Source organism: Nocardioides allogilvus (assembly GCF_003047285.1).
GTDB classification, from domain to species: Bacteria; Actinomycetota; Actinomycetes; order Propionibacteriales; family Nocardioidaceae; genus Nocardioides; species Nocardioides allogilvus.
In genome coordinates this window covers 164,889-183,463 of record NZ_PZYX01000005.1, presented here as the reverse complement: position 1 = coordinate 183,463, position 18,575 = coordinate 164,889, and the positions used below count along the sequence as shown (strand labels likewise).

Below are 18,575 nucleotides of genomic sequence, written 5' to 3'. Positions count from 1 at the left end.
GATGGTATCCGTCACAGGCCCGGAACTAGAACGTGTTCACGTCGTTGTCACGACATGCCGACCATGGATCGCCTCTCGGGCCTCGATGCCAGCTTCCTCTACCTCGAGTCGCCGGCCCAGCTCATGCACGTCTGCGGCCTGGTCATGGTCGACCCGGCCACCATCCCCGACGGCTACTCCTTCGCGGCGATGCGCGCCGGCATCGACGAGCGCGTGCGCGACGTCGCGCACTTCACGCGCAAGCTGAAGAAGGTGCCGATGCGCCTCGACCACCCCGTGTGGGTGCAGGACCAGGACTTCGACATCGACCGGCACGTCCACCGCCTCGGTCTGCCCCAACCGGGCGGGGACACCGAGCTCACCGAGCTCCTCGGCCACCTCGCCGGGATGCCGCTCGACCGCTCGCGCCCGCTGTGGGAGATGTGGGTGATCGAGGGCTGCGCCGACGACCGCGTCGCGATCTTCACCAAGATGCACCACGCCACGGTCGACGGCGTCTCCGGCAGCAACCTGCTCTCCCACCTCACCAGCCTCGAGGCCGGCTCCGAACCCCTCGGCATCGGCGGCAAGGGCACCTACGGCCACGCGCCCAGCGACCTCGGCCTCTTCGGTCGCGGACTCGTCAACCAGGTGACCCGCCCGCTCTCGATCCCGCGGTTGATCACCCCCTCGACGCAGATGGTCGCCGGTTCCCTCAACCGCGCCAGGAGGGGTACGGCGATGGCCGCGCCGTTCTCCGCGCCGCGCACCTCCTTCAACGGCACCATCACCGGCCACCGCGCCATCGCGATGTCGACGATGAGCCTGGACGACATCAAGGCGGTCAAGGAGGCCACCGGCTCGACGGTCAACGACGTGGTCATGGCCGTGACCGGAGGCGCGCTGCGTTCCTACCTCGCGGACCGCGGCGAGCTGCCCGCCACCTCGCTGCTGGCCACCGTGCCGGTCTCGGTGCGCTCGGTGTCGAAGCGCGAGAAGGGCGCCAACAAGGTCTCCGCCCTGTTCGCGCGGCTCGGCACCGACCTCGAGGACCCGCTCGAGCGGCTCGAGCAGCTGACCGCAGCCAACCGGCACGCCAAGGACCACCAGAAGGCGATCAGCGCCGACGCGCTGCAGGACTGGGCGGAGTTCGCGTCGCCCAACACGTTCGGCCTGGCCATGAGGGCCTACGCCGGCCTCCGGCTCGCCGAGAAGCACCCGGTCGTGCACAACCTCGTCGTGTCCAACGTGCCCGGCCCGCCGGTGCCGCTCTACTTCGTCGGCGCCCGCATCGAGGGCATGTTCGCCTTCGGGCCGGTCTTCCACGGCGCGGGGCTCAACATCACCGTGATGAGCAACAACGGCGAGATGCAGGTCGGGGTGATCGCCTGCCGCGAGTCCGTGGCCGACGTCGACGACCTCGCTCGGCGCTTCCCGGCCGAGCTCGCTGCGCTCAAGGAGCTCACCGACGCAGCTCGCCCCTCCGGGCCGCGACGGTGACGGCCGCCTCCACGAAGGCCGGCACGAACACCTCCGACTGGAGCACGCACGACGCATGTCCTGCCGCGATGTCGTGCACGGTCGCGCCCGGGATGCGGCGGGCCAGGGCGAGCTGACGGCCCGGCGGGATGACCTTGTCCTGCCGCGTCACCACGACGGCGGTGGGGACGTCGATGCGTGAGAGCCACGGCCGCGTGTGGTGCCGCCCCAGGGCGGCCAGCGCCTGACCGACGGCCCACGGGCTCGTACGGCGCAGCTCCGTGAGCGCCCACTCGTGGATGTCGCTCGGCGCCAGGTCGACGGCGCGCGCCGTACGCCGGGCGGCGTGGGTCAGGGTGCGAGAGCGCGACAGCCCGCGCAGGCCGAGCATGGTGAGGCCCATCGAGGCGTGGAAGCCCTTCTCCCACGGTGTCGCGCGGAAGTAGTCGGTCGTCGCGGCGAGCACCAGCCCCTCGATCGCGTGCGGGTGCTGGCGCCAGACGCGCTGCGCGATGATCGAGCCCATCGAGTAGCCCCCGACGATCGGGTGGCGCAGGCCGAGCACCTCGATCACCGCCGCCGCGTCGTCCGCGCAGTCGGCCAGGGAGAACTCCTCGGACTGGATGCCGCGTCCGTGCCAGCGCTGGTCCATCGTCACGACCCGGAAGTGACGCGACAGCGGTCCGATCGCGGGATACCAGCTCAGCAGCCCGGTCGTGCCGATGGCGTGCAGCAGCAGGATCGCGGGGGAGTCGGCCTCGGGTCCCGGTGTGTCCGTGACGTAGGTGGCGCCGCGTCCGGGGAGGTCGAGCATGTCGCCGTACGGGATCCGCGCGTAGGGCATGTAGACGCCCCGGCGGACGGCGTCGAGCGGGGAGAGCATGTCCGCTAGAGTAGAACAGGTTCTAGGTTTGCCGTCGTCGGAGGTCACCTGTGTCGGAAGAAGTGGATGCGGTAGCGGCTGTGGTCGCGGACGCAGTCGGGCGTTCGACGGACTGGGCCACGCTCGCCGGTTCCGGCCTGCTCTCGCTGGTCGTCCCGACCGACCACGGCGGTGAGGGCCTCGGCCTGGCCGAGCTCGCAGTCGTGCTGCGCGCGGTCGGACGCAGTGCCGTGCAGGTGCCGGTGTGGGAGACGTTGTGCGTCGGCGCACTCACGATCGCGGCGGCCGGCAGCGACGACCAGCAGAAGTCCCTGCTGCCCGGTGTCGCCAGCGGTGAGGTCGTCCTCGCCGCCGCCCTGCGCGAGGTCGGTCCGGGCTTCCCGGACGTGCCCGCGACGACCGTCTCCGGCGACCGGGTGACGGGTCGCAAGATCTCGGTGCAGTACGCCGATCGCGCGGCCATGCTCCTCGTCAGTGCCGTGACCGACGGCCGGCCGGTGGTGGGACTCGTCGACCCTCGCGCCGACGGCGTCACCCTCCTCGAGTCCGCGTCGAGCCGCGCGCTGCTCGACGGCGTTGTCGAGCACACCGTCGTCCTCGACGACGCACCGATCGACCTGCTGCCGGGCGCCGACGCCTTCCGCATCGCGCACGACAACGCGGTGGCCGGCCTCGTCGTGCTCGCCGCCGGGCTGCTCGCCGGAGCCCGCGACCTGACCGCCGACCACGTCAAGCAGCGCACCCAGTTCGGGCGGGCGCTGGCCGAGTTCCAGGCGGTGGCGATGCAGGTCGCCGACGTCTACATCGCCTCCCGCACCCTCGACCTCGCCGCCGACAACGCCGTCTGGCGGATCGCCAGCGGGCTCGACGTGCGCGACGACCTCGCGGTCGCGGCCTACTGGACGTGCGCCGAGGCGCCGGCCGCGATCCACACCTGCCACCACCTGCACGGCGGCACGGGCGTCGACGAGGCCTATCCGCTGCACCACCACTACTCGTGGCTGACCGACATCACGCACGCGCTCGGCGGGCCCGCAGGCACGCTGCGGCTGGTCGCGATCGAGTCGGCGGAGGCGAAGAACCTCGAGCTCACCGCGTCGCAGCGCGCGCTCAAGGCCGAGCTGCGTGCCTACTTCACGGGCCTGGTGTCCGACGCGGAGCGCACCGAGATGGCGCGCGAGCGGCACGGAGCGACGTACGAGAAGACGATCCGGCAGATGGGTGCGGACGGCTGGATGGGCGTCGGCTGGCCGGAGGCGTACGGCGGTCGCGGGCTCGGCGAGGTCGAGCAGACGATCTTCGCCAACGAGGCGCAGCGCGCCGACGTGCACCTGCCCGCGGTGACCCTGCAGACCGTCGGGCCGACGCTGCAGAAGCACGGGACGCCCAAGCAGAAGGAGCTCTTCCTCGAGCGCATCCTGGCGGGCGACGTGCACTTCGCGATCGGCTACTCCGAGCCCGACGCCGGCACCGACCTCGCGTCGCTGCGCACGACCGCGAGGCGGGACGGCGACCACTACGTCGTCAACGGGCAGAAGATCTTCACCACCGGTGGCCACCAGGCCGACTACGTCTGGCTCGCGGTGCGCACCGACCCCGATGCGCCCAAGCACAAGGGCATCTCGATCCTGATCGTCGACACGACCGATCCCGGCTACTCCTGGACGCCGATCATCACCGTCGACGGTGCCCACCACACCAACGCGACCTACTACTCCGACGTGCGCGTCCCCGTCGACATGCTCGTCGGCGAGGAGAACGCCGGCTGGAAGCTGATCACCACCCAGCTCAACCACGAGCGGGTCATGCTCGGCCCCGCCGGCCGGCTCGAGGGGCTGCGGGACCGGGTCGCGTCGTGGGCGGCCGACCGGGGAGTGCTGGAGCTGCCGGACGTACAGGCGGCCCTGGGCGAGGTGACGGCGATCTTCCGGGTCAACGAGCTGCTCAACTGGGAGGTCGCACGGGCGGCTGCCGACGGCGAGATCAGCGTCGCCGACGCGTCGTCGTCCAAGGTGTTCGCCTCCGAGCAGGTGCAGCACGTCGGACGCGTGCTGGCCGACGTCGTCGCGCGCCACGGCGACCCCAGCGACCCCGACACCGCGTCGCTGGTCAGCCACCTCGACGGGCAGGCCAAGCGCAACCTCGTCATCACGTTCGGCGGGGGAGTCAACGAGGTGCAGCGCGAGCTGATCGCGATGTTCGGCCTCGGCCTGCCGCGGGTGCCGCGATGACGCACGAGGAGATCATGGCCCGCGTCGACGAGCTGGTCGCGGCGGGCGAGACGTCCCCGCGCGACGCGCTCGACGAGGTCAACCTGCCGATGATCCGGCACTGGGCCGAGGCGATGGGCGACACCAACCCGCTGTGGCGCAGTGTCGCGCCGCCGGCGATGACCCAGGTCTGGACGATGTACGGGCTCGACCCGCACCGGCCGGCCGGTGACCCGCTGCACGCCACGATGAAGCTGCTCGACGAGGCCGGCTTCACCTCCGTCCTCGGCACCAACTGCGACCAGACCTATGCCCGCCACCTCGTGCCCGGCGAGCGACCCGCGATCACGACCCGGCTCGAGTCGGTCGTCGGGCCGAAGCGGACCGGCGTCGGTGAGGGCTACTTCGTGACGACCCAGAACACCTGGTGGGTCGCTGCCCCTGACGGGCGGAAAGAGCCGGTCGCGACGATGACGTTCCGGGTGCTGAAGTTCAAGCCCGGTGCTCGGGTCGATCCCACGCAGACCGTGCGCCCGGTGGTCAACCGCGACACCGCCTTCTTCTTCGAGGGTACGGCGCTGGGCGAGCTCCGCATCCAGACCTGCAACGCCTGCGGGGTGCTGCGCCACCCGCCCGGTCCCGTGTGCCCCGACTGCCACGCGATGGACCGCGGCCACGTCGTCGCCAGCGGCCGCGGGACGGTCTTCTCGTTCCTGGTCCACCATGCACCGCAAGTGCCGGGCAAGACGCTGCCGCTGCCGCTCGCGCTGGTCGAGCTCGAGGAGGGAGTGCGGATGGTCGGTGCGGTCCGCGGTGAGGGACTCGAGATCGGCGCGCCGGTGCAGGTCGTGTTCGACCGGATCGACGACGACCTGACGCTGGCGTCGTGGAGCACCCGCGATCCGTCATACGGACCGGAAGAGATGGGTGCGGATTCGGATGACGGACCCGACCTCCCGGTCGCGGCCATCCCCGTCACCCCGACCCTCGTCGTCTCGACGGCGCTGGCCACTCGCGACTTCCAGGACGTCCACCACGACCGTGACCTGGCCGTCCAGCGGGGCTCCAAGGACATCTTCCTCAACATCCTGACCACCACCGGCCTCGTGCAGAAGTACGTCGCCGACTGGGCGCGCGAGGAGGGCCTTCCCGACGCCCGCATCACTGCCTGTGCGCTGCGGCTGGGGGCGCCGGCCCACCCGGGCGACACGCTCGAGCTCACCGGCACCATCGCATCGCGCACCGACGCCGAGATCGTCGTCGACGTCGTGGGAGCCGTGTCGTCGGGCGACCACGTGACCGCGCGAGTGACGGTGCAGCTGTGATCGCCTTCAGCGGCGCGGCCGCGGTCGCCGGCATCGGCGCCACCGAGTTCTCCAAGGCGTCCGGACGTTCCGAGCTCCAGCTCTCCTGCGAGGCGACGCTCGCCGCGCTGGCCGACGCCGGTCTGGCGCCCGCCGACGTCGACGGGCTGGTCACCTTCACGATGGACAGCTCGTCGGAGATCTCGCTGGCCCGCGAGCTCGGGATGGGGGAGCTGTCCTTCTTCTCCCGGATCAACTACGGCGGCGGTGCAGCCTGCGCGACGGTCCAGCAGGCCGCGATGGCGGTCGCGACCGGGATGGCGACCACCGTCGTCGCCTACCGCGGCTTCAACGAGCGCTCCGGCGACCGCTTCGGCCAGGTGTCGCTAGGGGCGGCCGCCCAGGTCAACACCAACGGCCTCGACAACGCCTGGACCTATCCGCACGGCCTCTCCACCCCGGCCGCCACGGTGGCGATGCAGGCGCGGCGCTACATGCACGAGTACGGCGCCACCTCGGCCGACTTCGGCCGCGTGGCCGTCGCCGACCGGCGCCACGCCGCGACCAACCCGGCCGCGTTCTTCCACGAGCGCCCGATCACGCTGGCCGACCACCAGGCCTCCCGGCTGATCGCCGACCCGCTCCGGCTGCTCGACTGCTGCCAGGAGAGCGACGGCGCCGTCGCGGTCGTCGTCACGACGACCGAGCGCGCTCGTGACCTGGCGGCGGGCGCCGTACCCGTCGTCGCGGCAGCGCAGGGGAGCGGCGCCGACCAGTTCGTGATGACGTCCTACTACCGCGACGACATCGGGATCCCGGAGATCGGTGTCGTCGGACGCGCGCTGTGGCAGCAGTCGGGGCTCACCCCGGCCGACATCGCGACCGCCGTGCTCTACGACCACTTCACGCCGTACGTCCTGATGCAGCTCGAGGAGCTCGGTTTCTGCGGCCGCGGCGAGGCACCCGGCTTCATCGTCGACGGCGCGATCGAGCTCGGTGGGCGGCTGCCGATCAACACCCACGGCGGCCAGCTCGGCGAGGCCTACCTCCACGGCATGAACGGGATCGCCGAGGGCGTGCGCCAGGCGCGCGGCACCTCGGTCAACCAGGTCGAGGGTGCCGAGCACGTGCTCGTCACCGCCGGCACGGGCGTGCCGACGAGCGGGCTGATCCTCGGCCGCTGATCCTCAGGGCTCGATCAGGCCGACCCGCACGGCATACCGCGTCAGCTCGGTGCGATCGCGCATCCCCAGCTTCGACAAGACGTTCTCCCGGTGCCGATCGACGGTCTTGACGCTGATGGTCAGCAGGCGCGCGATGTCGCGCGAGGAGTTGCCCTCCGCGATCAGCTTGACGACTTCGTCCTCTCGCGGCGTGAGCACGGCACGGGGAAGCCGCTCCCCACGGCGCAACCGCTCGAGGTAGTCGCGCACCAAGGCGCTCTCGGCTCCGGGGTAGAGGAACGACTCGCCGCGCACCGCGGCCCGACAGGCATCGAGGAGATCGCGGTCGGCCACCGACTTGAGGACGTAGCCGCAGGCGCCGACCTTGAGCGACTCGAAGAAGTACTGCTCGTTGTCATGCATCGAGAGCATCAATAGCTTCGGCGGATCCGCTCTCCGGCTGATCTCGCGGGCCGCCTGGAGCCCGGTCATCCGGGGCATGGCGACGTCGAGGATCGCGAGGTCGATCTGCTCGTCCCGGACCGCCTGGATCGCCTCGTGGCCGTCGCTGGCTTCGACCACGACCTCGAAGTCGGGCTGCTGGTCGAGGATCATCCGGACCCCGCGGCGCACCAGCGCATGGTCGTCGGCGAGCAGCACGCGTGTGGTCATGCCGGATCCACCGGGACCCGTAGTGTGATCACGGTGCCACCACCTTCGCGGCGCGTGAGGCTGAGGCGTCCACCGACCAGGGAGGCGCGCTCGCGCATGCCCCGCAGGCCGGTGCCGTCCGCGTCAGCAGGCAGGCCGCGACCGTCGTCAGTGACGCGGAGCTCCACCTCCTGACCCACGATCCCGAGGCTGACCTCGACAGTGTCGGCCTCGGCGTGCCTGGCCACATTGGTCAGCGCCTCCTGGGCAACCCGGAAGACGACCAGCTCGACGTCGTCGGGCAGGTCGGGCAGCCCGGGCATGATCCCGCGGCGCACGTGGGTCCGGGTCGCGCCGAAGAGATCCTGGGACAGGGCTGCGAGTGCGCTGCGCAGCCCGAGGTCCTCCAGCACGTGTGGGCGCAGGGTGCGTGCGACCGAGCGCACCTCGTCCAAGCTGGCCCGCACGCCCTCGCGGACCCGGTCGAGCGGCGGTGCGGTCACCGACTCCGAGACGAGCTTGAGCTCGAGCAGCACCGCAGTCAGCGACTGGCCGACTCCGTCATGGAGTTCCTGCGCGATCCGGGACCGTTCCGACTCCTGGGCGGCCAGGGCGGCAGCGGCATTCGACCGCTGCGCCTCGTCGATCCGGTCGAGGAGGTCGTTGACCGCCAGCGAGACTCGCCGCGCCAACCGAGAGGAAGGTACCGGCACCCGCGTCGCCGGGGCAGACGACTCAGCTTGCGCCAAGTGGTGGATCAGCCTGTCGAGGGGGCGCAGCGAGCGGCGTACCAACATCGAGTTGGCCACGATCATCACCGTCAGGCCCACGAGCAACACCACCAGCTCGGACAGGACCGGGCGGCTGGAGACGGTGGCGGGCGACAGGGCAAGCACAGCGGTGCCTGCGGCAAAGAGCAGCCCGTTGATCAAGATCACGCGAGAGGACAGCGAGAGATCATCGGCATGCACCATGCCGCCACCTTCACGCACCCGTCCGCACCTGTCCACGTCATCGGGCTCCTGCAGGCGAATGTGGGTGACAGACCCCATGTGGTGGCAGGTGCGGGCGCCGCAGACTGGTGGTGCGGGTCCTACCCGATGCGCTCGGGCGGGACCCGACCAAGTCTGAGGAGGATTGCGTGGAGCTCATTCTCGTTGCGGGTTCGATCGCGGCCGCGCTGGTCGTCGCCGTGATCCTCTCCGTCTTCGGAGGCCGCGAGCCTCGCCCGACCGGCCCGCAACACCGGCTCGTGGTCGCCACTGCCACCACGCTCGACGGCGTGACCGCGCACCTGCAGGCGTCCTTCCTGCAGACGGTGACCGACGCCGCGACCGCCGGTCGTGACGTCGACGAACTCGTCGAGGCCGAGCTCGAGTGGAGCCTGCGCCACCTGATCGGAGCGCGCGCCGTCGCCGAGCTCCCGGCCACTGGTGAGTCGGTTGACGAACTGCTGAGCGCGCCTCTCGCTGGAGTTCGGATTGACTACGTGACGGTGGAGTCGGCCGACGTGGTCGTCTCGCCGGAGCTGCGTCGTCTGGTCCGGGCCGGGCCCGACAGATGGACCTGAACACATCGATCCTCGCCGGCAGCCTGGTCCTGCTCGTCGGAGTAGCCGCCGTCCGCGTATCGACCCGCATCGGCCTGCCCAGCCTGCTGCTCTACCTGGTCATCGGACTGGTGCTCGGCGAGTCCGGGCTCGGCTTCGGCTTCGAGGACGCCGAGCTGACGATGATCCTCGGCACCATCGCGCTGGCGATGATCCTGGCCGAGGGCGGGTTCAGCACCCGCTGGGACGTGATCCGCCCGGTCGTCGGGCTGTCGGGTCTGCTGGCGACGGCCGGCGTCGCGATCTCGGTGGCGATCACCGCCACGATCGCCTACTGGGCCCTCGAGGTCGACGTGCGTACGGCGCTGCTGCTGGGCGCAGTCGTCGGCTCGACCGACGCGGCGGCGACCTTTGCGATCATGCGACGACTCCCACTCGCACCGCGGATCCGCGCCACGCTGGAGGCCGAATCGGGCTTCAACGACCCGCCGGTGATCATCCTGGTTTCCGTCGTGGCCAGCGACGCATGGCACCAGGCCTCCGGCTGGCAGATCCTGGGGCTGGTCGTCTTCCAGCTCGTGGGCGGTGTGCTGATCGGCGTCGGAGTTGCTTTCCTCGGTCAGCGGATCCTGGCGTCCAGTGCTCTCCCGGCGGTGGGGCTCTACCCGCTCGCGACGCTCGCCATCATGTTCCTCGCGTTCGCCGTCGCCGGCCTCCTCGGCGTGAGCGGCCTGATGGCCATCTATGTCGCCGGGATGTGGCTCGGCAATGCCAAGCTGCCGCACCGGCAGGCGACGGCCGGCTTCGCCGACGGCCTCGGCTGGGTGGCCCAGATCGGGCTGTTCGTGCTCCTCGGGTTGCTTGCCAGCCCGACGCGATTGCCCGACGCGTTGCTGCCCGCCGCGATCGTCGGGATCGGCCTGACCCTCGTTGCGCGGCCGATCTCCGTCGTCGCGTGCGCCATCTGGTGGCGGGTGCCCTGGCGACACCAGATGTTCCTGTCCTGGGCCGGTCTCCGCGGCGCCGTACCCATCGTGGTGGCGACCATCCCCGTCAGCGAGGGGCTGCCTGCGGCACACCGTGTCTTCGACATCGTCTTCGTGCTGGTCATCACGTTCGTGCTCATCCAGGCGCCGTTGCTGCCGCGGCTCGCGCGCTGGAGTGGGTTGATGGTCGAGCGGGCCGACGAGCTGGCCGTCGAGTCGGCGCCGCTGGAGAAGCTGGGCGCGAGCGTGTTGCAGTTCGAGGTGCCGCAGGGCTCGCGGTTGCATGGTGTGTTCGTCGACGATTTGCGACTGTCGGAGCACGTCGTCCTCGCCTTCGTCGCTCGCGAGGGAGGGGTCGTGGCAGCGGGCCCGCACCTGTCATTGCGACACGGCGACCATCTGTTGCTCGCGGTCCCGGACGCGGTGCGCGACGCGACTGAGGGCCGTTTGCAGGCGATCAGTCGCGGAGGTCGGCTGGCGGTGTGGAACAGCCCGTTGTCGAGCGAGCCGTATCCACCGTCTCGGTCTCGACCGGCCACGGTGCCCACGTCCCGCGCAGCTCGATGACGCGCTCCCACGGCACGACTCGGAGCTCGTGCTCACGGGTCTCGAGCCGTTCCCGGTGGAGGGTCTCGTCGCTGCACTCGACGTGAATCACCCGGAGCTCCACGCCGTGGTCCGCCGCCAGGTCGAGCCACGCCTGCCGAGCGTCGGGGTGGTGGTTGACGGCGTCGGCGACCACCGTGTGGCCCAGGGCGAGCTGCGCGTCGACGAGACGGTTCGCGACGGCGTACGCCGCCAGGCCGGTCGGCTGGGAAGCATCGACCCCGGCGTCGTGGAGACCGCGCTCGATGGTGTCCACCGAGACGACCGCGCAGCCGAGCTCGCCGGCGAGCTGCGCCGCGATGGTGCTCTTGCCACTCCCGGGCAGCCCGGTCATCACGATCAGCGTCACGCCCGAGACGCTAGCCGCTCCGGGACGTCATGGGCGCTGGTCGCCCGGGCGACCGGTCGCCATGACGTCCGCCCCACGACGGCCAGCCAAGCAAGTGCCCCCCAGACGTAGGCGTCGCCGGGCAGGTGCGCCCAGGTCCAGCCGAGCTCGGAGTCGTGCCCCCGGGGCACCCAGAGGTGGGGAGCCGCGACGAACAGGGCGGCCCACAGGAGGGCAGGGAGCAGACCCGCACGCCGCAGGAGCACGACGCCCAGGGGGATGCACCAGACCCAGTGGTGGCTCCACGAGACAGGGGAGGCGAGCAGCGACGCGAGCCCGGTCGCACTCACGGCACCCAGCGTGTCGCCCCGCAGGAACAGCAAGCGGGCCAGCCACAGGAGCAGCAGTACCAAGACGGAGGCCAGCACGAACCAGGCCGGTCGGACCCACGCGGCGTCGCCTCCGAGCCGGGCCAGGACGCCCATGACCGACTGGTTGCCGGCGAACCACGACGCCCCGATGCGTTCGGCGTCAGGCAGCACGGAGGTCCAGAACCGCAGGCCGTCGCCGGGCAGCAGCACGATCGGCACCATCACCGTCGCGGCGAAGACCGCGGCCATGACGCCGGCCGCGCGCCACTGGCGGGTCACGACGAGATAGCCCAAGAATACCAGCGGCGTCAGCTTGAGCCCGGCCGCGATGCCGGTGAGCACGCCCCGCCAGCGGGACGTCGGGCCGACGAGATCAGCGAGCACGAGCGCGAGCAGGAGCAGGTTGACCTGGCCGAAGTGCTGGGTCATCCACACCGGCTCGAGTACGGCCGAGGCCGGTGCGACCAGCAGCAGCCAGCGGGTGGCGAGCCCGCAGCGGTGCCACACGACGACGAGCGCCAGCGCCGAGAGCAGCGGCAGCACCAGCTCGGCCAGCGTCGCGGGCAGCACCGCCAGCGGCACCATGACGAGCGCCGCGAACGGCGGATAGGTGAACGGTAGGTCGCCGTACGGCTGGGCATAGACCGAGGCCCCGTCGAGCAGCCGCTGGGAGCCGGCGCGATAGACCGACAGGTCGAGCTGCCCGCCCGGTCGAGCCGCGAGGTGCACCAGGGTGACCATCCAGGTCACCGCGACGGCGAGCCCGAGATCACGACGGACAGGTGGCGGCACGCCCGGACGCTAGGGCAACCGGATGAACGCCACCCGACCTCAGTGCAAGTTGTCGGCGAAGAATGACAGCACCGCGTCGACGCCGGCCTGGCGCCGGTGCTCGGTGACGGTGGAGTGGCCCCTGCCCTCGAGCTCGACGCGGATGAACGCGTCGCCGAGCTCGCGCGTGAGCGTGTCGAAGCGGGTGCCGGTCAGCGGATCCTTGCGGAACTGCAGCCCCAGCACCTGCTGCCCGGCCGCGCACTTGCCCTTGACGACGTCGAGGTCGCCCGGCGAGAGGTTGAGGTCGGCGGCGCGCTTGCGGCCGGGGACGAAGGGAGTGCTCGGCTGGCACAGCACCGGCGCGGTGACCGGTGCGTCGACCATCATCGCCAGCGCGAAGCCGCCGGTGAAGCACATGCCGAGCGCGCCGACGCCGGGCCCGCCCAGCTCCTCGTGCAGCTCGGTCGCGAGCGAGCGCAGCCAGCCGGCCACCGGCGTCGTGACGCCGGTGCGGAGCTTGGTGAACTCACGGCTGACGCACACCTGTCGGATGGCCTTGCCGACCGCGAGCGGCGTGTAGGCAGCGCCGTCGGTGCCGAACAGGCTGGGCATCACGACGGTGTAGCCGGCGTCCACGACCTCCTGGCCGAACGCCGCCACCGCGGGCGTGATGCCCGGGATCTCGTGGATGACGATGACGCCGGGACCGCTTCCTGTCGACGGAGACTGCCTGTACGTCGTGTGGCTGACGCCGTCGTGCGTGTGCGAGCCCTGCGTCCAGTCGTCCGGGAAGGTCATGGGCGTCAGTGTGGCGCACGCGTCGTGACGACGCAGTCGGCCAGCGCAGGTCGACGATCGGCCCCGACGGTCGCCTCGACGATGATCCGTCCGTCGTCCGCCCAGGCGTCGACGTGGATCGTCTCGCCCGGGAAGACCACCCCGGCGAAGCGCGCGGTGAAGCCGCTCACGCGGGTGGCGTCGCCGTCGAGCAGCAGCTCGGTCACCTCGCGCAGGACGATGCCGTAGGTGCACAGGCCGTGCAGGATCGGCGCCGGGAAGCCGGCCGCGCTCGCAAATTCCGGGTCGGCGTGCAGCGGGTTGCGGTCGCCGCAGAGACGGTAGAGCAGCGCCTGCTGCGCCGTCACGTCGTACGTCGACGACGCGTCGGCTGGGCGAGAGGGGATCTCCACCGGCTCGGACGAGCCGCGAGACCCGCCGAAGCCGCCCTCGCCGCGCACGAAGATCGACGAGCGGACGGTCCACAGCTCCGCTCCCGCCTCCGAGCGCGCGACGCCCTCCTGCCAGATGACTGCGGCCTTGCCCTTGTCCCACACGTCCGAGATCCGGGTCGAGAGGGTGGCGGTGCCCGAGGTCGGCAGGGGTGCGGTCACCGAGATCGACTGGGAGCCGTGCACGACCTGGGACAGGTTGATGTCGCAGCCGGGCAGGTCGAGCGGCGGCGGGTCGGTCTCGTGGAAGGACGGCGCCACGACGCCGAAGGTCGGCAGCACCTGCAGGCCGTGGGTCTCCAGCGTGTGCCGCAGGTCGGTGGCACCGAGGGCGAGCTGGTAGAGCTGGACGTCCGGCTCGGACCACGAGAACGTGCGGTCGGGCAGCTCGGCGCCGATGGCGATCGCGGGATCAATGGGCATGGGCGATGTCCTCCGCGGCGAGGTAGCCGAACACCAGGGCGGGCCCGATCGTCGCGCCCGGGCCGGCGTAGGTGTGGCCCATGACCGCTGCGGAGACGTTGCCGGCGGCGTACAAACCGGGGATGGTGGAGCCGTCCGGCCGCAGCACCCGCGCATGCTCGTCGGTGACGAGCCCGCCCTTGGTGCCGAGGTCGCCGGGGACGATCTTGACGGCGTAGAACGGGCCCTCGTCGATGGCGTGCAGCGACGGGTTCGGCGTGACCCGCGGGTCGGAGTAGTACTTGTCGTAGGCGCTCTCGCCGCGGTGGAAGTCGGCGTCGACGCCGGTCGCAGCGAAGCCGTTGAACCGGTCGACGGTCTCCTCCAGCGCCCCCGGCGGCAACCCGATCTCGTCGGCCAGCTCGGCGAGGGTCGCGCCCTTCTTGATGGTGCCGTGCTTGTACCACCGTCCCGGGAAGGGCGTGCGCGGCGTCAGCCCGGCGAAGAGGTAGCGGTTGCGGTAGCGCTGGTCGATGACCATCCAGGCCGGTACGGCGCTGGGGCCGGCCTCGTGCGCCTTGTAGAGCTCCTTCGTGGCCTCGACGTAGGGGAGCGCCTCGTTCATGAAGCGCCGGCCGCCGGAGTCGACGATGATCGAGCCGGGCAGGTTGCGCTCGGCCAGGCAGAACCACGGACCGCTCGGCAGCGGGATCGTCGGGCCCCACCACGCGTCGTCCATCAGGTCGGTCGCGGCGCCGATGGCGATGCCGGCCTCGTGCCCGCCGCCGGTGTTGCTCGCGGCGCCGGTCGTCCAGGCTGCGTCGGTGGGCTGGGGGAGGAACTTCTCACGCAGCTCCTGGTTGCTCTCGAAGCCGCCGGAGCCGAGCACCACGCCACAGGTGGCGCGGATCACCGCTCGCTCGCCGTCCCGGAGAACCTCCACGCCGACCACGCGGCCGTCATCGGTCACCAGGCCGACCAGGGGAGTGGCGTAGTGGACGTCCACGCCGTGGTCGACGAGGCCCTGGCGGAGCCCGATCACGATCGCGTTGCCCATGGCATACATCCGCTGGCGGCGCAGGCCGCTGACGATCCGCTTGAGGAGCACCTTGACCATGGTCAACGGGCCGCGCAGCGTGCGCAGGCCCAGGCTGATCTTGCGGAAGTCGGCCTGCGTGACGATCAGGTTGGCCGGTGCCTTCGTGTAGGGCTTCGTCAGCCGGGAGAGCTCCTCGCCGAGGAACGACGCATCGAGCGGCACCGGTTCCACGCTCCGCCCTCGCACGCGCCCGCCGGGCTGCTCGGGGAGGTAGTCGGCGTACTCCGGAACCCACGCGAAGCGGGTCGGTGTCTGCTCGCGCAGGAAGTCCATCACCTCGGGGCCGCGCTCGAGGTAGGTGTCGCGGCGGACCTTCGGGACGGTGTCGCCGACGATCGAGTCGAGGTAGAGCTTGGCCGCGTCGAGGTCGCCGGGATCGACCTGCCCCGCGTCGCGCAGCGCGTAGTTGCCGGGGATCCAGACGCCGCCGCCCGAGCGGGCCGTGGACCCGCCGAAGGTGTCGCTGCTCTCGATGACGATCGTGCGTAGTCCGTGTCGCGCCGCTGACGCGAGCGCGGCGGCCATGCCGGCGCCACCGGCGCCCACGACGACGACATCCACCTGGTCCGGCAGAGGGGGGCTCATGGCGCAAAACTGTAACAGGTTCTAGTATGGCGACATGACGACGCCTTCACCTGTTCTCGACTCCGTCCGAGACCTGCTGCCCGGCTTCCGCGAGCGTGCCGACGAGGCCGAGCGCCTGCGGCAGGTGCCCGACCAGTCGGTCAAGGAGCTCGAGGAGACCGGCTTCTTCCGGATGCTGCAGCCCGCGCGCTTCGACGGCCTCGAGTCCGACCCGGTCGACTTCTTCACCGCGGTGCGGCTGATCGCCTCCGCCGACGGCTCGACCGGCTGGATCTCCAGCGTGCTCGGCGTCCACCCGTGGCAGGTCGCGCTCTTCACCGACGAGGCGCAGCAGGCCGTCTGGGGGAGTGACACCAGCACCCGGCTCAGCTCGTCCTACGCCCCGACCGGCAAGGCCGTGCTCACCGACGGGGGCTACACCCTCAGCGGCAAGTGGTCGTTCTCATCCGGGTCCGCGCACGCCCAGTGGGTGCTGCTGGGCGGGCTCGTCTTCAACGCCGACGGCAACGTCGTCGACTTCAAGACCTTCATGGTCCCGCGCTCCGACTACGAGATCCTCGACGTCTGGAACGTCGTCGGGCTGCGCGGCACCGGCTCCAACGACGTCGTCGTCGACGACGTGTTCGTGCCCGAGGCGTTCACGCTGTCGATGAGCGACACCGGCCGCTGCTTCGGCCCCGGCCAGGAGCAGAACACCTCCGACCTCTACAAGCTGCCCTTCCACTCGCTGTTCACCAGCACCATCACCAGCCCGATCGTCGGGATGGCCAGCGGTGCCTACGCCGAGCACGTCGAGATGCAGCAGCAGCGCGTGCGTGCGGCCTACCTCGGGGAGAAGGCATCCTCCGACCCCTTCGCGGCGGTCCGGATCGCGCGCGCCGGCAGCGAGATCGACGCCGCCTGGGCGTTGCTGATGACCAACATTCGCGAGGAGCAGGCGCACGTCGCCCGCGGGGAGAAGATCCCGCTCAACCTCCGGCTCAAGGTGCGGCGTGACCAGGTGCTCGGCACCCAGCGCGCGATCGACGCGATCGACGCGCTGTTCGAGGCGTCCGGCGGCCGGGCCCTGGCCGAGGGCACCTACCTCCAGCGAGCCTGGCGCGACGCCCATGCCGGACGGGTGCACGCTGCCAACGACCCCGAGCGCGCGCTGAAGATGTTCGGCGAGCTCGAGTTCGGGCACAAGATCGACCCGGGGATGTACTGAGTGCCCGCCAAGGAAGACCTCCGCCTGACCGTCGAGGTCGACGGCACCGAGATCGCCTACTACGAGAGCGGTGAGGGGTTCCCGCTCGTCATGCTGCACGGCGGCGGGCCCGGGGCGTCGTCGTGGTCCAACTTCGGCGCGGCCCTGCCCGGCTTCGCGCAGGGCTTCCGCACGATCCTGGTCGACCAGCCCGGCTTCGGCGCCTCCGGCAAGCCCGAGGTCGTCGGCAACTACTACCGCCACGCCGCCCAGCACGTCATCGGCGTGCTCGACCACCTCGGCATCGACCGCTGCCACCTCCTGGGCAACAGCCTCGGTGGCGGTACGGCGATGCGGCTGGCCCTCGAGCACCCGAAGCGGGTCGCGCGGCTGGTGCTGATGGGACCGGGCGGGCTCTCGCTCAACCTGTTCCACGCCGATCCCACCGAGGGCGTGCAGCGGCTGATGGACTTCGGGGCCGACCCGACGCGCGAGTCCCTGCGGGCATTCATCCGGACGATGGTGGTCAACCAGGACCTCGTCACCGACGAGCTCGTCGAAGAGCGCTTCGCCGACGCGACGGCGCCCGGCGCCCGCGAGGCGATGCGTTCGATGGGCTTGTCGTTCTGGAACCCCGACACCTACGAGGACGGCATGCTCTGGCGCGAGGCCCACCGGCTGCGGCAGCACACGCTGCTGACCTGGGGCCGCGAGGACCGGGTCAACCCGCTCGACGGCGCGATGGTCGCCCTCAAGCTGATCCCGAAGGCCCAGCTGCACGTGTTCCCCAACTGCGGCCACTGGGCCCAGATCGAGGCGGCCGACGAGTTCCGCGAGGTCGCCGTCAACTTCCTGAACCGCCATGTCGAGAGGGGATCGAAATGATCGACATCAAGTCCATGGGCTACGTCCGCGTGGCCAGCACCGACCTCGAGGCCTGGCGCTCCTTCGCCGAGAAGGTGCTCGGACTCGCCGTCGGCCGCGGGCCGACCGAGGGCAACCTCTACTACCGCATCGACGAGGTGTCGGCCCGGCTGGTCGTCTTCCCGAGCGACGTCGACGAGCTGTCGGCGACCGGCTGGGAGCTGGCCGACCACGACGCGCTCCAGCAGGCGCGCGAGCACCTGCAGAAGGCGGGCGTCGAGTTCGAGGAGGGCACGGCCGCCGAGCTGGCCGAGCGCCGGGTGCAGGAGCTGGTCCGCTTCACCGACCCCTTCGACAACGTCTTCGAGCTCTTCCACGGCATCACCTACGAGTCCCGCCCGGTCGTCACGCCCTATGCCGCCACCTTCGTCACCGGCGACCAGGGGATGGGCCACATCGTGGTCCCGGTCAGCGACGACGTCGAGGCGCTGCGGTTCTACCGCGACGTGCTCGGCTTCCGGCTGCGCGACTCGATGTCGATGCCGGGTGAGTTCGTCGGCAAGGAGCCGGGCACCAAGGTGTGGTTGCGCTTCCTCGGCATCAACCCGCGCCACCACTCGCTGGCGTTCTTGCCGATGCCCAACCCGTCCAAGTGCGTCCACATCATGCTCGAGGTCGACAGGCTCGACGACGTGGGTCGCGCGCTGGAGCGGGTCCGCAAGCACAAGGCGCCGTTGTCGGCGACGCTGGGGCGGCACATGAACGACGAGATGGTCTCGTTCTACGTCAAGAGCCCGGCCGGCTTCGACATCGAGTTCGGCACCGAGGGCCTGCAGGTCGACGACGCCCGCTGGGTGGCCCGGGAGAGCACGGCCGTCTCCTACTGGGGTCACCAGTTCGGCGGTTGAGCGCGATGGGCGAGACTGT

The 18,575-nt window shown here is 70.9% G+C and carries 17 protein-coding genes; 9 read left to right on the top strand and 8 right to left on the bottom strand.

The window, feature by feature from the left end:
* The first annotated feature begins 63 nt into the window (after nt 1-63).
* On the top strand, nt 64-1,479 hold the full coding sequence (locus C9J87_RS10520) for a WS/DGAT/MGAT family O-acyltransferase (protein WP_036492849.1): 1,416 nt from the start codon (nt 64-66) through the stop codon (nt 1,477-1,479).
* Here C9J87_RS10520 and C9J87_RS10515 read toward each other — a convergent pair.
* Complete coding sequence (locus C9J87_RS10515) at nt 1,442-2,341, bottom strand: alpha/beta fold hydrolase (protein ID WP_010833120.1); 900 nt, start codon at nt 2,339-2,341, stop codon at nt 1,442-1,444. The genes C9J87_RS10520 and C9J87_RS10515 overlap by 38 nt on opposite strands.
* Before the next feature lie 50 nt (nt 2,342-2,391).
* Here C9J87_RS10515 and C9J87_RS10510 point away from each other — a divergent pair, with 50 nt between their 5' ends.
* The 3 genes from C9J87_RS10510 to C9J87_RS10500 are packed head-to-tail and all read left to right on the top strand — an operon-like array spanning nt 2,392 to nt 7,039.
* Nucleotides 2,392-4,572 carry an acyl-CoA dehydrogenase gene (locus C9J87_RS10510; protein ID WP_010833119.1) on the top strand — a complete coding sequence of 727 codons (2,181 nt, stop codon included), beginning with the start codon at nt 2,392-2,394 and terminating at the stop codon, nt 4,570-4,572.
* Complete coding sequence (locus C9J87_RS20460; protein ID WP_107705488.1) at nt 4,569-5,876, top strand: OB-fold domain-containing protein; 1,308 nt, start codon at nt 4,569-4,571, stop codon at nt 5,874-5,876. The genes C9J87_RS10510 and C9J87_RS20460 overlap by 4 nt, the downstream gene beginning before the upstream one ends.
* Complete coding sequence (locus tag C9J87_RS10500; protein ID WP_010833117.1) at nt 5,873-7,039, top strand: lipid-transfer protein; 1,167 nt, start codon at nt 5,873-5,875, stop codon at nt 7,037-7,039. Before C9J87_RS20460 ends, C9J87_RS10500 begins: the two co-directional genes overlap by 4 nt.
* A 3-nt stretch (nt 7,040-7,042) precedes the next feature.
* Here C9J87_RS10500 and C9J87_RS10495 read toward each other — a convergent pair whose 3' ends face one another.
* Together C9J87_RS10495 and C9J87_RS10490 are read right to left on the bottom strand one after the other, a co-directional pair.
* Entirely contained in the window at nt 7,043-7,690 is a 648-nt protein-coding gene (locus C9J87_RS10495) for a response regulator (RefSeq protein ID WP_010833116.1), read from the bottom strand.
* Nucleotides 7,687-8,643: a sensor histidine kinase gene (locus C9J87_RS10490; protein ID WP_010833115.1), complete on the bottom strand. Its 957-nt coding sequence runs from the start codon at nt 8,641-8,643 to the stop codon at nt 7,687-7,689. The genes C9J87_RS10495 and C9J87_RS10490 overlap by 4 nt, the downstream gene beginning before the upstream one ends.
* A gap of 167 nt (nt 8,644-8,810) precedes the next feature.
* Between C9J87_RS10490 and C9J87_RS10485 the strand changes: the two genes are divergently transcribed.
* A complete protein-coding gene (locus C9J87_RS10485; protein ID WP_036490729.1) occupies nt 8,811-9,239 on the top strand; it encodes a hypothetical protein in 429 nt (142 codons plus the stop codon).
* The gene (locus C9J87_RS10480) at nt 9,230-10,771 is read left to right on the top strand and encodes a potassium/proton antiporter (RefSeq protein ID WP_010833113.1); all 1,542 of its coding nucleotides are present in this window, start codon (nt 9,230-9,232) and stop codon (nt 10,769-10,771) included. The genes C9J87_RS10485 and C9J87_RS10480 overlap by 10 nt, the downstream gene beginning before the upstream one ends.
* On the opposite strand, the gene C9J87_RS10475 is transcribed toward C9J87_RS10480, so the two are convergent.
* The 5 genes from C9J87_RS10475 to kstD are packed head-to-tail and all read right to left on the bottom strand — an operon-like array spanning nt 10,662 to nt 15,598.
* Nucleotides 10,662-11,159, bottom strand: coding sequence for an AAA family ATPase (locus tag C9J87_RS10475; RefSeq protein ID WP_036490727.1), 498 nt, complete (start codon nt 11,157-11,159; stop codon nt 10,662-10,664). The two genes, C9J87_RS10480 and C9J87_RS10475, sit on opposite strands and share 110 nt — an antisense overlap.
* Nucleotides 11,156-12,301, bottom strand: a complete 1,146-nt coding sequence (locus C9J87_RS10470; RefSeq protein WP_010833112.1) for a glycosyltransferase 87 family protein — start codon at nt 12,299-12,301, stop codon at nt 11,156-11,158. Before C9J87_RS10470 ends, C9J87_RS10475 begins: the two co-directional genes overlap by 4 nt.
* 39 nt (nt 12,302-12,340) lie before the next feature.
* Complete coding sequence (locus C9J87_RS10465; RefSeq protein ID WP_010833111.1) at nt 12,341-13,081, bottom strand: dienelactone hydrolase family protein; 741 nt, start codon at nt 13,079-13,081, stop codon at nt 12,341-12,343.
* Between the two features lie 5 nt (nt 13,082-13,086).
* Nucleotides 13,087-13,935 carry a MaoC/PaaZ C-terminal domain-containing protein gene (locus C9J87_RS10460; protein WP_010833110.1) on the bottom strand — a complete coding sequence of 283 codons (849 nt, stop codon included), beginning with the start codon at nt 13,933-13,935 and terminating at the stop codon, nt 13,087-13,089.
* Nucleotides 13,925-15,598, bottom strand: coding sequence for a 3-oxosteroid 1-dehydrogenase (gene kstD / locus C9J87_RS10455; RefSeq protein WP_198016821.1), 1,674 nt, complete (start codon nt 15,596-15,598; stop codon nt 13,925-13,927). Before kstD ends, C9J87_RS10460 begins: the two co-directional genes overlap by 11 nt.
* Before the next feature lie 34 nt (nt 15,599-15,632).
* Between kstD and hsaA the strand changes: the two genes are divergently transcribed.
* The 3 genes from hsaA to hsaC are packed head-to-tail and all read left to right on the top strand — an operon-like array spanning nt 15,633 to nt 18,556.
* Nucleotides 15,633-16,805, top strand: a complete 1,173-nt coding sequence (hsaA, locus tag C9J87_RS10450) for a 3-hydroxy-9,10-secoandrosta-1,3,5(10)-triene-9,17-dione monooxygenase oxygenase subunit (protein WP_010833108.1) — start codon at nt 15,633-15,635, stop codon at nt 16,803-16,805.
* Nucleotides 16,806-17,669: a 4,5:9,10-diseco-3-hydroxy-5,9,17-trioxoandrosta-1(10),2-diene-4-oate hydrolase gene (hsaD, locus tag C9J87_RS10445; protein WP_010833107.1), complete on the top strand. Its 864-nt coding sequence runs from the start codon at nt 16,806-16,808 to the stop codon at nt 17,667-17,669.
* Nucleotides 17,666-18,556, top strand: coding sequence for an iron-dependent extradiol dioxygenase HsaC (hsaC, locus tag C9J87_RS10440; RefSeq protein ID WP_010833106.1), 891 nt, complete (start codon nt 17,666-17,668; stop codon nt 18,554-18,556). The genes hsaD and hsaC overlap by 4 nt, the downstream gene beginning before the upstream one ends.
* Nucleotides 18,557-18,575 lie beyond the last annotated feature (19 nt).